Here is a 14,311-nt window from a genome sequence, read left to right as displayed (position 1 = left end):
CTCAGCCGAATACCGCCACCGTCTGCCGGCTCAGCGCCACCAGCTCGCCCGCCGGGGTCCAGAGCCGTGCGGAGATGTGGCCGTAGCCATCCCGGGCGTGGTCGATCTCGGCGCGGTACAGGCACCAGTCCAGGGTGCTCAGGGCCGGCGCCGGCTGCACGAACTCGATGGTCCAGGTCAGCGAACTGCCCGGCACCGGCGAGCGCAGGTGCGGCAGCACCGCCGGCGGCCAGGCGTCCACCAGGGCCAGCAGCAGCGCCTCGTCCACCGGGGTTTCCTCCACCTCCCCACGCAGCCTCACCCAGCCGCCCATCTCACGGCTGGGGTTGTTGGTGAACGGCATGCCACCGATGCCCCAGCGCATCGCCAGGTAACGGGTGAACTCGGGGGTCACGCCGCGCAGGTAGGGCAGCTCCTGGCAGGCATCGGGGGCCTTGATCACGGGGGCCGGCTCGCCCTCCACGGCAATTGCCGAATCCCGCGCGGCGCCGAAGCTGCCCTGCACCACCGCCACGGTCTGCTCGCCCTGGCGCACCCGGCAGAACATCTGGCTCACCGCCTTGCCCTCGCGCAGCACCTCGGCCTCGAAACGGGCCGGCACCTCGGCCTCCATCGGGCCGACGAAGGTGATCGCCAGGGAACGCACCGGCCGGCCCGGTTGCGCCTTGTCACGCATGGCCCCATAGGCCAGCGCCGCCACCAGGCCGCCGAAGCTCGCACGGCCCTGGGCCCAGCGAGCGGGCACGGTCACGTCCAGCGGGTCCTTCTGGACCGCCTGCATCAATTCGAAGAAGGTCATCGGGATCTCATCCACGGCTCTAGGATGGGGCGATGGTAGGGGAAGCCCCCGCCCCCCGGAAGCCGAACTTCAAGCGAGTCCCGACAACCCGGAGGGGATAAACGCCAGCGGCGGCACCTCAGCCCAGGCGCGCCTGCAACTTCTCCAGCACGCGGTCGGCCCGCAGCTCGGCGGCATGCAGGGCGGTGCTCCAGGCACGGGTGCGCGGGGCCAGGTCCGGCTCACGCTCGGCGGTGGCCAGCCACTGCAGTCGGTCGTGCCATTTGCCCAGGGCATCCTGGGCCCCCTTGAGCAGGCGCCGGGTACGCTCCGGCACCTCCACCACCCCCGGGTAGGCATCGGCGCCATAGCGCGCGCGCTTGATGAGCAGGCGCAGGGCGTGGCGGTCGTGAGCCGGATCGGCCAGGGCCTGCTCCAGGCGGGCCCAGTCCTTCAGCAGGCGCTTGCGGATGCGCTTGCGCGGCTGCTCCAGCAAGCCTTCACGGGCCGACAGGCGCAGCAGCTGCGGCCAGGCGTCGAGCACCTGGAACAGCCGCTCCAGCGCCGGGGCCTGGAGCACCTCGCGGCAGCCTTGGCGCAGGCGCAGGCGGCGGGGCTCGGCCAGGCGCTCGTGGTGATGGCGGGCCAGTTCGGCGATCAGCACCTCCAGGTCGCGCAGCGGCGTGGTGATCCGCCCCAGCTCCCGAGCCGCCTCGATCAGCACATCGGCCACCGGCAGCCCACGCAACGGCCGCAGCAGGCTGCGCAGGCGCCGCAGGTTGATGCGCAGGTCGTGCAGGGCCTCGTCGTCGGTGCTGGCCTCCAGGCGGGCACGGGCGGAGATGAGCTGGATTTCGAGTTTCAGGACCTGGGCGATCAGGTCGTCGAGCATGGCGGACATGGCAGGTGTTCCTTCGGCGGAGCGCCCCGGCGAGGCCCGGGTCAGCGCTCCTGTCGAGTCAGGCGCCAGGGCAGGGCCCGGCGCAGGTTGTTCAGCGTGCGCCGCAGGTCGGCCGGCGCTTCAGGGGCGCCAGCATAGCGCAGCGCCTCATAGCGGCGGGCGAATTCCTCGATCAGCCGCGCCTGCTGCGGCAGGGCCTGGGCGGCACGGGCGGCGAAATCACGCGGGCCCTCGGCGGCACCGCGCACCAGCCCGTGGCGGGCCAGCACACGCTCGAAGGCCTGGTGCAGGCGCACCTGCGGGTCCCGCTCGCGGCGCCAGGGCTTGAACATCCACAGCGCCACCAGGGCCACCAGGAAGGCCGCCGTGCCCACCAGCAGGAGGGCGAAGGTGCGCGCGTCCAGCTGGCCGAACCAGCGTTGCAGCACCTGGGCCTGAGTCTCGCCCTGGTAGCCCAGCACCCAGCGCTGCCAACCGTAGTTCACCCGGTCCCAGGCCAGGCGCAGCTGGTTGATCCAGCCGATGTCGCGGTAACGCAGGGGGGAGAAAGGCGAGTCCTGCAGGAAGCTCTGCTCCTGGGTCACGGCCTGTTCCAGGCCGTTTTCGATGCGCTCCGGCGCCACCTGGAAGGTGGGGTCGACACGGGTCCAGCCGGCGCCGGCCGTCCAGTACTCGACCCAGGCATGGGCGTCGAACTGGTGCACCAGCACGTAGTTGCCGGCGGGGTTGATCTCGCCCCCCTGGTAGCCAGCCACCACCCGTGCGGGAATGCCGGCGGCACGCAGGACGAAGGTCATGGCGCCGGCGTAGTGGGCGCAGAAGCCCCGTCGGCTGTCGAACAGGAAGGCATCCACCGTGTCCCGCTCGGCCAGCGGCGGGCGCAGGGTGTAGACGAACGGTTCCTGGTTGAAATGCCGCAGCAGCGCCTGCACCAGGGCATCCGGCTCGGTGTAGCGGGCGCTCAACTGCTCGGCCCAGGCCCGCGCGCGCGGGTCGCCTTCGCGGGGCAGTTGCAGGTTGCGCCGGCGCACCGCGTCCGCCAGCTGCGGGTCGCGCACCGCCTGGGGCCAGGAGGTGACGCTGTAGAGCAGCGAGCGCTCCACCGGCAGGCGCCGCTGGAGGTGGAAGTCGACCATCTGGCGGGTGTCTTCGACACGGGTCTCGGCCACGTCCAGGCCGAACAGCCAGGGCTTGCCGCTGGGCTCCATCACCACGCTGTAGTCGAGTGCGGGGCCCTGTTTCGCCCATTGCGCCGGTGCCTGCACCTGGCTCGCCGGGGACTGGGACCAGCGCCGACCGTCGAAGCGCTCCAGCGTGAGTGCCCGCCAGTAGAGCTCACGCCGGGGTGGCGGGTCGCCCTGGAAGCTGGCGCGGAAGGCCAGCGCGCCGGACTGGCTCAGCTCGGCGATGTCGCCGGGCGCCATGTCATCGGAAAGCCCGGTCACGCCCTTGTCGCTGGGCAACGGCAAGGACCACAGCGGCCCCATGCGCGGGAAGAACAGGAACAGCACCAGCATCAGCGGCAACGCCTGCAGCAACAGGGTGCCGGCCAGCTTCAGGGTAGCGGTCGGGCGCTGGGCGAAACCGCTCTGCTGCAGGCCGATCAGCGCCGCCAGCAAGGCCGTCACCGGCAGCAGGCTGTAGAGCCCGGCGAGCATGCCGTCGTCGAACAGGTACGCCACCACCACGGTGAAGAAGCCGAGGAAGATCAGCACCAGCGCATCACGCCGGGTGCGCATCTCCACCAGCTTGAGGATGAAGGCCGCCACCAGCAGCACCGCGCCGGCATCCAGGCCGATCAGGCTGCCCCGGGACAGCACCACGCCGGCAGCCGCCACCAGCATCATCAGGATCTTCGCCAGGCCATTGGGGTAGCGCGCACGCATGCGGAAGATCTGCACCCGCCAGGCCGCACAGACCACCCAGAGGCCGATGATCCACACCGGCAGGTGCACCAGGTGCGGGACGATCACCAGCACCTGAGCCACCAGCAGCCAGGTCAGGGCGATGCGCGGGATCGGCTGTTCCACGCTCATGGCGCCACCTCGTAGAGCGCCAGGGCCCGCAGGCAGGCGTCGCGGTGGGGCTCGCCGACATCGGCCGGCAGCTCCAGGCCACCCAGGCGCAGGCCGAAGGGCTGGCCGCGCTCGGTGAAGGTCAGCACCCAGTGGCAGAGCAACGAAAGGCGGCTCTCCAGGTCGCCGTCCAGCCCGGCAAGGTCGAGCCACAGGTCCGCTCCGGAGAGGGCGGCGAAGTCCTTGATGAACAGCCCCTGCCCCCGGGAATAAGCCTTCCAGTGCAGGCGCCGGCGGGAGTCCCCCGGCTGGTAGGGCCGCAGGCCCTGGAAGTCGTCGGCACCGCGCCCGTCCACGCGCACGCCCTCCTCCTCCGCATCGGCGCGCCCGCCGGCGGCCAGGGGCAGGTCACCGGGCAAGGGGCGCGGGTACACCAGCGCGGCCTGGTCGAGGTCGACCCAGCTCCAGGCCACCAGCAGGCCGAGGGGAAAGCGGCTCTCCACCCGCAGGCGACCGGGCCGCAGCCAGCCGCGCTGGAGCGCCGGCTGGCTCAGCTCGCAATCAGTGGCCCCGCTGGCCGGCACGTCCTGCAGTTGCAGCGGCTCGGGCGGCCAGCCCAGGGCGATGGCCTCGTGGGCATGGCGGCGGCTCTCCAGGCGCACCTTGAAGCGCGCCTGCTCGCCGACGAACACCGGCGGTGCGCCGGCCGCCCGCAGCACCAGCCCGGAGAGGTTCCGGTAGGTATGGAGGATGGCGAGGATGAACACCGAGGCCAGCAGAAAGGTCAGCCCGTACGCCAGGCTGTTCTGGTAGTTGATGGCCGCCAGCAGCATCAGCACCAGGGCACCGCCGAAGGCCGCGCCGGTGCGGGTGGGAATGATGAAGATGCGCTTCTGGTCCAGGCGCAGTTCGTGGGCCGGAGGGATGCGCCGGGCCAGCCAGCGGTCCCAGCGCGGCCGCAGGATGCCGCGGGCCATCAGAGCGCCGGGACTTCGCGCAGCAGCCACTGCACCAGCGTGCCGCCACCGTGGCCGGTGGGGTCGGCGCGCTCGCGCAGGCGGTGGCCGGCCACCGAGGGCAGCACGGCCTGCACGTCCTCGGGGATCACGTAGTCACGCCCCGCCAGCAGCGCCCAGGCCCGCGCCGCGCCCAGCAGCGCCAGGCTGCCCCGTGGCGAAAGGCCGAGGGCGAACTGCGGGTGGGTGCGGGTGGCCTCCACCAGGCGCAGCACGTAGTCCACCAGGGCATCGCTGGCGCGCACCCGGGGCACCTCGTCCTGCAGCGCGGCCAGGGCCGCGTGGTCCAGCACTGCCTCCAGCCGTGGCAGCAGGTCGCGCCGGGCCTCGCCCAGCAGCAGCGCCTTCTCCGCCGCGCGGGCCGGGTAGCCGAGGGACAGCCGCATGAGGAAGCGGTCCAGCTGGGATTCCGGCAAGGCGAAGGTGCCGCCCTGGCTCACCGGGTTCTGGGTGGCGATGACGAAGAAGGGATCGGGCAGCGGCCGGGTGGCGCCCTCGATGGTCACCTGCCCCTCCTCCATGGCCTCCAGCAGTGCGCTCTGGCTCTTGGGGGTGGCGCGGTTGATCTCGTCGGCCAGCACCAGCTCGGCGAACACCGGCCCGGGGTGGAAGACGAACTGGCCGGTGTCCTTGTCGAACACCGAGGTGCCGAGGATGTCGCCGGGCAGCAGGTCGGACGTGAACTGGATGCGCTGGAAGCTGAGCCCCAGAACCTTGGCCAGGGTGTGGCTGAGGGTGGTCTTGCCCATGCCGGGCAGGTCTTCGATCAGCAGGTGCCCCCGCGCCAGCAGGCAGGTGAGGGCCAGACGGACCTGCACCTCCTTGCCCAGCAGGACCTGGTTGATGGCGTCGAGGCAGGCATCCAGTCGGGTTCGCATATCAGGCTCCATGAACGATCGGCCGATGCTAGCCGCGCCCGGCGCGCTGGCAAAGCGACTTGCAAGATTTGCTCATGAAAGCCCGGGCCGACAGGCCGCGCGATCACGGAAACGTCGGCCCGGTCACAACCTGAAGTGCGCAGCCATCGCCTGCAGGTCCCGCCCCAGAGCGGCCAGGCGGGTGCTGGAGGTGGCGGTCTCCTCCATCGCCTCGGCGGACTGGTCGGCGATGTCGCGGATGCTGGTGACGCTGCGGTTGATCTCTTCGGCCACCGCCGTCTGCTGCTCGGCGGCGGCGGCGATCTGCTGGTTCATCTGGTGCAGGGTGGACACGGCCTCAGCAATGCCGTTGAGCGCCGCCTCGGTCTGGCCGGCGTCCTCCACAGTCTTCTGCACCAGGCTCTCGCTCTGGTGCATGGTCTCCACCGAGCGGCGCACGCCTTCGCGCAGGGTGCCGATCAGCCGCTCGATCTCGGCGGTGGACTGCTGGGTACGCCGCGCCAGGGCCCGCACCTCGTCGGCCACCACGGCGAAGCCGCGGCCCTGCTCGCCGGCCCGCGCCGCCTCGATGGCAGCGTTGAGCGCCAGCAGGTTGGTCTGCTCGGCCACGCTCTTGATCACGTCCAGCACTGCGCCAATGCTCTGCGCCTCCTGGCTGAGCTGCTCGATGCTCTGGGTGGTGACCTCCATCGCCCTGGCCAACTGGTCGATGCGCCCCCGGCTCTGGCGTACCACCTCGTTGCCGCTGGCCACGCGGGTGTCGGCGCTGTGGGTGGAGGCCGCAGCGGCCTCGGCATTGCGCGCCACCTCGTGCACGGTGGCAGTCATCTGGCTCATGGCGGTGGCGACCTGGTCGGTCTCCTGCTTCTGCCCGTTGACCCCGACGCGGGTCTGCTCGGTGACGGCGGACAGCGCCTGGGCCGAGTTGGAAATCTGCTGCACCCCGCCCTGCAGCTGGCCGACCATGTTCCGCAGGTTGGCCGACATGGCGCGCATGGCCTCCAGCAACTGGCCCACCTCGTCGCTGCGGCCCACCTCGATGTCGCCGCTGAGGTCACCGGCGGAGATCTGCTGCGCCACCTCGATCACCCGCTTGAGCGGCCGCACAATCAGCAGCGCGATGAGCATCGCCGCCGCCAGGCCGATCAGCAGCGCCAGCGCGCTGCCACCGATGATCAGCAGCGAGCTGCCACGCTGCTGGTCCTGCATGGCCTGCTCCTGGTGATCACGTGCCTTGTCCACGGCCGCGACCATGGCCTCGGCCCCGGCGGTCAGGCCCTGGAACTCGCGCTTCTGCTGCTGCAGGTTCTCGGTGTACTCGCGCAGGCGTTCGTTGAAGGAGTCGATGTTGCCGATCACCTCGGTGAGGACGGCGGCGTAGCCCGGGTCCTGCATGCGGTCGCGCAGCTCGCCGGCGAGCTTCTGGGCGTCCAGCGCTTCCTGGATCTGGGTATCGGCGGCCTCCCCGGTGCTGCGGCTCTGCTCCAGGCGCGTACGGGCCTGGTTCAGCGCCAACAGCAGGGACTGGTAGATGCGGCTGATCTCGCCGCCCTGCGCCACCATGTCCGCGCCCTCTGCACCCTGGGAGCTTTTCAGCAGGTCGATGCCGTCCTCGTTGAGACCCGACTGCAGCACATCGAGGCTGTTGGAGGCGCTGACCACCAGCCAGTTGGCCGCCTCCAGCGCCAGGCGCATGTTGTCGGAAAGCTCCACATAGCGGTCGAAGGCCGCGCGGTAGCCGCCCACCGCCCCGGCCACTTCGTCCAGGGCCTGGCGGCTGGCGGCATCCACGTCGCCCTTCAGGGCCTCGTTGTGTTCGAGCAGGGTCTGGGTCGCCTGGCGCAGGGCCTCGGCGCGCTTGGCATCGCCGGTCAGGGCGTAGTCCTTCTCCACCAGGCGCATGCGTTGCACCTCGCCGCCCAGGGCGTCCATGCGCTCCAGCAGCGCCGCCCCGGCCGCCACGTTGCGCAGCGCCAGGTAGCCGGTGGCCGCCACCACTGCCGTGAGCGCCAGCACCACGCCGAAGCCGAGTGCCAGCTTGGCCGCCGTGCCCAGGCTGGCGATACCCCGTTGGACAACCGATGCCATGCTGCTTCCCTCCATGCCGGTAACCGGGTCGACGCGCTCGCCACCCCGGACAACAGCGCGAACTTAGGAGCGCGCCCCTGCTGGCGACAAGCCATGACCGCGCCAATCCCACGCTAGCTGGTTTTTTTGGATATGCAGAGGTCGCTTTCAGACCATTCGGCGGCAGGTCGTCAAAGTCGCGGCGTCAGAAGCCGGTCGAGATCGCACAGGCGCGTGCGAAAGGCCCCGCAATGGTGCGGGGCCGGGCGGGTCAGGTGGGGCGCACCATGTTGAAGATGTCGCGGGTGCGCACATAGGCGCTGCCGCCCAGGCGGCCTACCAGGTCCAGCGCCTGGGTATCGACGCGCCCCTGCTCGGTGAGCACCGCGTCATCGATATGGGCCAGCAGCACCTCGGCGAAGATCAGGTGGCAGTTGGGGTTGTCGCGAGGGAACGGCTGCGCCTCCAGCAGGCGGCACTCGAAGGCGACCGGCGCGCCCTTGACCCGGGGCGGCGCCACCCGCAGCGACGGCTCGTGCTCGATGCCGCAGCTCTCGAACTCGCTCACCGTGTACGCCAACGGTGCAGCGGTGGCGTTCATCGCCTCGGCGAAGGCGAACGGCACCAGGTGGATCACCAGCTCGCCGGTTTCCTGCACGTTGCGCAGGGTGTCCTTGAGGCTGCCGTCATCGCGGCTGCCGACGTTGACCATCAGCGTCGGCGGGTCGTCGCTGATCACCTGGAAGAAGCTGAACGGCGCCAGGTTGGCGACGCCACTGGCAGACAGGCTGGAGACCCAGGCGATGGGGCGCGGGGTCACGGTGGAGGCCAGCCAGCGGTAGGCCTCCAGGGGCGTGAGGGTGGAGAAGTCGAGTTGCATCAGGTGCTCCGGCAACGGCAAAGGCGAGGCCGGATTATGCCCCGCCCTCGCCTGCCCGACGCAACCGCCTCAGCGCTCTGCCACGCGCCTTACCAGCCAGGCGGCCAGGGCCGGCGCAAGGATGAAGCCGCTGAACAGCCAGATCGCCGCCGACCGCGCACCGGCCTCGCCGCCGGGTTCGATCAGGCCGGCCGCGTTGGCCACCAGCCCCGCCACCGCCGCGCCGATGGCCATGCCGTAGAGCTGCACGGTGGTGATGGCGGTGGACGCGGCGTCTTCCTCGCCCTTGGGAGCCAGGGCCATCACCCGGGTGAGCAGGTGCGGCCAGCCCATGCCGACCCCTGCCCCCACTGCCGCCAACGCCAGCGCAGCGAGCGGCGTCCGCAACATGGCGTTCCAGTCACTGCCCAGGGGCAGCACCACCGCCAACGCCGCCAGGCCCGCCACGCAGAACAGCGGCCCCGTGCGCAGCAGGCCATTGGCCTGGCGCCCCTCGCGCCCCGAGGAGGTCAGCGAGCCGATGCTCCAGCCGGCCGCCATCGCCGCCGTCAGGTAGCCCGCCAGCAGCGGCGTCTGGCCGTGCAGCACCTGCAGGAAGTACGGCACGAATATCTCGGTGGTGGTGCCCACCAGCAACAGCGCAACGCAGGCGTAGGCCGCCCCCAGGGGCGCGCCCAGGGATGCGCTGCCGCTGGGCAACAGACGCACCCGCGCCTGGCGATCCACCCGCAGGGCCAGGGCCCCCAGTGCCAACCCCAGGACCACTCCGGCCCCCTGCCAGGCCAGGTGCCCGGCGCGACTGGCCGTGGCCACCGCCAGCACCGAGGCGGCGAGCAGGACGATCTGCAGCACCGGCACCCGGGGCGGTGCCCCAGTCCCACGCTCACGCGGGCCGAGCTGCAGTGTCACCAGCAGGGCCTGGGCCGCCGCCACCGGCAGCAGCGACCAGAACGCCCAGCGCCAGTGCCCGGCCTCGGCGAACAGCCCGCCCACCGCCGGCCCGCACAGCGTCGCCACGCCCCACATGCCTGACACCAGTGCCACCGCGCGGGGCCACAGCGGCGGTTCGAACACCACACGGATCAGCGCATAGCTGAGGGCCGCCAACAGGCCCCCGCCCAACCCCTGGACCGCACGGGCCGCCAGCATCCACGGCATCGACAGTGCCGTGGCGCAACCCATGGTGCCCAGGCTGAACAAGGCCAGCGCCGCCAGGCAGGCGCCTCGCGGCCCGCTGCCCGCCAGCACCCGCACCGACAGCGCCGCGCCGATGATGGACGCCACCACGAACAGGGTCGTGTTCCAGGCGTACCAGTCCAGCCCGCCGATCTCACGCACCACCGACGGCAGCACGGTGGTGACGATATGAACGTTGATCGCGTGCAGCGCCACGCTGCCGGTCAGTGCAACGGCCAGCAGGCCGTTGCGCCCGCTGAAAAGATCGCCCCAGGAAGCGGTGGAAGGGGTTCCCGGGGAAGAAGTGGCAGTCGTCATCAGGCGTCTCTCCATGGCCTTTATCCAAGCAACGGCTTGGATATTAGAAATCGCCCGACAAATTAAACAAGAAATTTCTTTGATAAAGCCGATAGGCGCTGCCTATGGCCTTCTCGCGGCCACAAAAAAGCCGGGGCAAGCCCCGGCTCGTTCACCCAAGGGTTTCAGCGGCCCGCGCGGGACTCGCGGATGTAGAAGCGCGCCTTCTCGGCCTTCGCCGTGCAGCCCTGGAACCCCTCGAACTGCTGCTGGGTCTTGGCCGCCGTCAGCAGGCTCAGGGCCTTGGAATAACTCACGGTGCCGGCGAAGCCCTCGGCCTTGGCCAGGTCGAGCTCACGCCAGGCGGCATCCAGTTGGCTGCCGCAGCTCTCGCGGTACGCCGTCTTGCCAGCGCACCCCACGAGGGCAAGGGCAACGAGGGACAGGCTGATCCAGGCTTTCATGGTTTTCCTCCTCGGCTGCATGGGAAATGGCCATCAGTCTACTCAGACTGGCCGCTCCGCCAAAAGATTCCACGGGGTCACGCAATGCTCGGTCGCCGCTTGGCTGCCCTAGGACTCGACAGGTATTGTCTGGCGCATTCTGAAAGAAACGGATGACAGCACATGAGCAAACGCGTCGCACTGGTGCTCGGATCGGGCGGTGCCCGGGGCTATGCCCACATCGGGGTGATCCAGGAACTGGAGGCGCGGGGCTACGAGATCGCCTGCGTCGCCGGCTGCTCCATGGGCGCCGTGGTGGGCGGCATCTACGCCGCCGGCAAGCTCGACGAATACCGCGAGTGGACCGAGAGCCTCGACTACCTCGACGTGCTGCGCCTGCTGGATGTCAGCTTCCGCCTGGGGGCCATCCGCGGGGAAAAGGTGTTCGGCCGCATCCGCGAAATCGTCGGCGAGATCGACATCGAGCAGTTGCCCATCCCCTTCACCGCCGTCGCCACCGACCTCACCAACCAGCAGGAAATCTGGTTCCAGGAAGGCTGCCTGCACCAGGCCATGCGCGCCTCGGCAGCCATCCCCAGCCTCTTCACCCCGGTGATGCAGGGCTCGCGAATGCTGGTGGACGGCGGCCTGCTCAACCCGCTGCCGATTGTCCCGGTGGTCTCCAGCCATTGCGACCTGATCATCGCGGTCAACCTCAACGCCACCAACCAGAAGCAGTACCAGCTCCCGGTGATCGAGCGCTCCCCCGCCCTCAAGGGGCGCCTGGACCAGCTCATCAGCTCCCTGGGCGATCGCCTGCCCTTCCGCCGTCGCAGCGACGAGGAGGAACCCGACGCCATCGCCACCCTCCCCGCCCTGCCCGACCCGTGGACCGACGACAGCGCCCGCCCCCAGGCCCAGCAACCCGCGGCCGCCCCGGAACGCGAAGGCGCCCCTCGCTCGGCCAGCGGCTCCCAGGTGGTCGCCAGCGTCGGCCCCGCCTCCCTGCTGGAGCTGGTCAACCAGAGCTTCGAGGTCATGCAGACCTCCCTCGCCCAATACAAGATCGCCGGCTACCCGCCGGACATCCTCATCAACGTGCCCAAGCGCGTCTGCCGCTTCTTCGAGTTCTACAAAGCGCCGGAGCTGATCCAGCTGGGCCGGCAGATCGCGCGGGATACGCTGGAGCGGTATGAGGAGTTGCACTGAGCCTTTACAAGCGGCACCGCTCAGCTAGCCACGCCGCCCCACCTCGAAATACTCCACAGGCTCCATCCGCACATAGCGCAGCGCGGCGGTGGCCTGGTGCTGGGCGTAGAGGGGCGCGGCGAAGTAGGCGACCAGCAGGGTGCGGCGTCGGCTACCGAGTCGGTTGAGGCTGCCGGCGTGGATCAGGTCGGCGTCGAAGACGAGGATGTCGCCCGCCGAGCCGCTCAGTTGAATCGCATGGGACTCGTCGTCGAAGTCGACGGGAGGCGCTGCCAGGTCGGGGCGGTGGCTGCCGGGGATAAGGCGGGTGGCGCCGTTGTCGGGGCCGTAGTCGTCGAGAAAGACCAGGGCGTTGACGGTGTCGCCGGGGCGCTCGGCGGAGAAGTCCCGGTGCAGCCGCTGCCTGCCGCCGTTGGGCAGGGGCTCGCGCCCTTCCACCTGGGCGAGGAAGAAGCGCTCGCCGATCAACGCGCCCACCACGGCGAGCAGCGCCGGCAGGCGGCACACCGCGCGGACGCCGGCGTCGAGGTCCAGCAGCGCGTGCTGCCAATCCTGGCCGCGCGGCACCGGCCATTCGGCGGAGGGTTTCACCCCGGCGTCGAAGGCGCTGCGCAGGCCCTCCAGCCAGTCGGCCGGCACCGCCCCGCGCAGCAGCGCGAAGCCATCCCGGTGAAGCTGTTCGCGTTCGTTCATGGCGTGCTCGATGTCCCTATCGGTGGCCGTGGGTGGGGGTGATCCGGTGCGGCGGATGATCAACCGATCCGCGCCCCACCGGCATTGATCATCGTCAGAAGATCGACCAGCCGATCCGCGCGGAGAGTTCCTCCAGCGCCGCCATGCCGGCCACCGAGTTGCCGGATGCATTCAGCTCCGGCGACCAGACGCACACGGTGAACTGCCCCGGCACCACGGCGACGATGCCGCCGCCGACGCCGCTCTTGCCCGGCAGGCCGACGCGGTAGGCGAAGTTGCCGGCCTCGTCGTAGAGCCCGCTGGTGGCCATCAGTGCGTTCACCTGGCGGGTCTGCCGGGCGCTCAGCACGGTTTCGCCGCTGTGCACGTTGACGCCCTCGTTGGCCAGGAAGCTGAAGGCCCGCGCCAGGTCGGCGCAGCTCATGCACAGCGCGCAGTGGTGGAAGTAGCTGCGCAGCACCTCCTCCACGTCGTTGTGGAAGTTGCCGAAGGACTTCATCAGGTAGGCCGCTGCAGCATTGCGCGAGCGGTGTTCGTACTCCGAGCGCGCCACCACCGCGTCCGATACCACCTCCGGGTTGCCTGAGAGGCGCCGCACGAAGTCGCGCATGGAGAGGCTCGGCGCGGCGAAGCGCGACTGGTTGATGTCGCAGATCACCAGCGCCCCGGCGTTGATGAAGGGGTTGCGCGGCACGCCACGCTCGAACTCCAGCTGCACCAGCGAGTTGAACGGCTGGCCCGACGGCTCGTGGCCCAGTCGCTCCCAGATGGCCTCGCCGGAATGCTGGAAGGCCTGCACCAGGCTGAACACCTTGGAAATGCTCTGGATGGAGAACGGCAGGTGGCCGTCGCCGGCGGTGTACAGCTGGCCGTCGTTGCCGTACACGGCGATGCCCAGCTGGTTGGCGGAAACCCGCGCCAGGGCCGGGATGTAGTCGGCGACCTTGCCGGTGCCGATGAGGGGGCGTACGTGATCGAGGATGTCGTCGAGCAGGGCTTGCATCGTGAGAGGGTCCGAACGGGTAACCAAGCGGGTCAGGAATAAGCGCTAGACGACGGATTCACCGCGCGCAACACAGCGCCGTCGCAAAACCGCGACAGGATGCCCCTAACCCTCAAGCAGGCGGTAACCGACGCCGGCCTCGGTGACGATGAAACGCGGTGCGGCCGGGTCGTCGCCGAGCTTCTGCCGCAGGTGGCCCACCACCACCCGCAGGTAGTGGGTGTCCTCGACATGGGTGGGGCCCCAGATGTCCTTGAGCAGTTGCTGCTGGGTCACCACCCGCCCGAGGTGCCGCGCCAGCTGGGCGAGCACGGCGTACTCCTTGCGGGTCAGCGCCACCTCCTGGCCGTCCAGGGTGACGCGGCGGTAGGCGAAGTCCAGGTGCAGCGGGCCGCTGCTCACGCTGGCCTCCTGGGGCTCGCCGCCGCCCTGGCGCAGCAGCACCCGCACCCGGGCGAGGAACTCCTGGATACCGAAGGGCTTGGTCACGTAGTCGTTGGCGCCGTTGTCCAGCGCCAGCACCTTCTCGCCCTCGCTGGCCCGCACCGAGAGCACCAGCACCGGCACGTGGGACCACTGGCGCAGCTCGGCCAGCACGGCCTGGCCGTCCATGTCCGGCAGGCCGAGGTCCAGCACCACCAGGTCGGGCCGGCCGAGGGCCACCTGGGCCAGGCCCTCGGTGCCGTTGGCGGCTTCGAGCACCTTGTGCCCCTGGGAGGCCAGGCTGATGCGCAGGAACTTGCGGATCTGTGCTTCGTCGTCGATGACCAGCACGGTTGATTGGTTGGTGCTCATACAATCCTTCATCGAAAACCGTTGGCTACCGGTAGCAGCCCAGAGCAGCAACGCCGCGCCGGGTTACTCGCGGCGGTCCTGCGGCCCGCATGGCGAATGAATTCGCCCCTACAGGTCGCTTCTAAGAACGTAGGCGAGGCAGCCAGCGCAAGGCAAAAAC

Annotated in this window: 13 protein-coding genes; 1 reads left to right on the top strand and 12 read right to left on the bottom strand. The window is 70.1% G+C overall.

Translation table 11 applies throughout. The features are described 5' to 3' along the window. Position 1 precedes the first annotated feature (1 nt). The 9 genes from PotMrB4_RS09130 to PotMrB4_RS09090 form a co-directional block, all read right to left on the bottom strand. A complete protein-coding gene (locus PotMrB4_RS09130) occupies positions 2-799 on the bottom strand; it encodes an acyl-CoA thioesterase (RefSeq protein ID WP_172433065.1) in 798 nt (265 codons plus the stop codon). Between the two features lie 118 nt (positions 800-917). Next, positions 918-1,679, bottom strand: coding sequence for a CHAD domain-containing protein (locus tag PotMrB4_RS09125; protein ID WP_044413820.1), 762 nt, complete (start codon positions 1,677-1,679; stop codon positions 918-920). A gap of 41 nt (positions 1,680-1,720) precedes the next feature. After that, complete coding sequence (locus tag PotMrB4_RS09120; protein ID WP_172433064.1) at positions 1,721-3,715, bottom strand: transglutaminase TgpA family protein; 1,995 nt, start codon at positions 3,713-3,715, stop codon at positions 1,721-1,723. Further along, positions 3,712-4,671 (bottom strand): DUF58 domain-containing protein, encoded by a 960-nt coding sequence (locus PotMrB4_RS09115; protein WP_172433063.1) that lies wholly within the window; start codon positions 4,669-4,671, stop codon positions 3,712-3,714. The genes PotMrB4_RS09120 and PotMrB4_RS09115 overlap by 4 nt, the downstream gene beginning before the upstream one ends. Beyond that, positions 4,671-5,588, bottom strand: coding sequence for an AAA family ATPase (locus PotMrB4_RS09110; protein ID WP_044413830.1), 918 nt, complete (start codon positions 5,586-5,588; stop codon positions 4,671-4,673). The genes PotMrB4_RS09115 and PotMrB4_RS09110 overlap by 1 nt, the downstream gene beginning before the upstream one ends. Positions 5,589-5,711: 123 nt before the next feature. Then, entirely contained in the window at positions 5,712-7,676 is a 1,965-nt protein-coding gene (locus PotMrB4_RS09105) for a HAMP domain-containing methyl-accepting chemotaxis protein (protein WP_172433062.1), read from the bottom strand. A gap of 250 nt (positions 7,677-7,926) precedes the next feature. Next, positions 7,927-8,535, bottom strand: coding sequence for a flavin reductase family protein (locus PotMrB4_RS09100; protein WP_044413836.1), 609 nt, complete (start codon positions 8,533-8,535; stop codon positions 7,927-7,929). Positions 8,536-8,604: 69 nt separating this feature from the next. Further along, positions 8,605-10,029: an MFS transporter gene (locus tag PotMrB4_RS09095; protein WP_172433061.1), complete on the bottom strand. Its 1,425-nt coding sequence runs from the start codon at positions 10,027-10,029 to the stop codon at positions 8,605-8,607. A gap of 164 nt (positions 10,030-10,193) precedes the next feature. Continuing rightward, positions 10,194-10,472 carry a hypothetical protein gene (locus PotMrB4_RS09090; RefSeq protein ID WP_044413842.1) on the bottom strand — a complete coding sequence of 93 codons (279 nt, stop codon included), beginning with the start codon at positions 10,470-10,472 and terminating at the stop codon, positions 10,194-10,196. A gap of 162 nt (positions 10,473-10,634) precedes the next feature. On the opposite strand from PotMrB4_RS09090, the gene PotMrB4_RS09085 reads away from it, so the two are divergent. Beyond that, positions 10,635-11,660: a patatin-like phospholipase family protein gene (locus tag PotMrB4_RS09085; RefSeq protein ID WP_074968724.1), complete on the top strand. Its 1,026-nt coding sequence runs from the start codon at positions 10,635-10,637 to the stop codon at positions 11,658-11,660. Between the two features lie 24 nt (positions 11,661-11,684). Here PotMrB4_RS09085 and PotMrB4_RS09080 read toward each other — a convergent pair whose 3' ends face one another. From PotMrB4_RS09080 to PotMrB4_RS09070, 3 genes are all read right to left on the bottom strand, one after another. Continuing rightward, on the bottom strand, positions 11,685-12,353 hold the full coding sequence (locus PotMrB4_RS09080) for a phytanoyl-CoA dioxygenase family protein (protein ID WP_172433060.1): 669 nt from the start codon (positions 12,351-12,353) through the stop codon (positions 11,685-11,687). A 94-nt stretch (positions 12,354-12,447) separates the two neighbouring features. Then, positions 12,448-13,356: a glutaminase B gene (glsB, locus tag PotMrB4_RS09075; protein ID WP_044409287.1), complete on the bottom strand. Its 909-nt coding sequence runs from the start codon at positions 13,354-13,356 to the stop codon at positions 12,448-12,450. Between the two features lie 105 nt (positions 13,357-13,461). Continuing rightward, entirely contained in the window at positions 13,462-14,151 is a 690-nt protein-coding gene (locus PotMrB4_RS09070) for a response regulator (protein ID WP_044409289.1), read from the bottom strand. Positions 14,152-14,311: the final 160 nt, after the last annotated feature.

The sequence above is a fragment of the Metapseudomonas otitidis genome, from assembly GCF_011397855.1.
GTDB lineage: Bacteria > Pseudomonadota > Gammaproteobacteria > Pseudomonadales > Pseudomonadaceae > Metapseudomonas > Metapseudomonas otitidis.
This window is presented reverse-complemented; position numbering and strand designations above follow the sequence as displayed.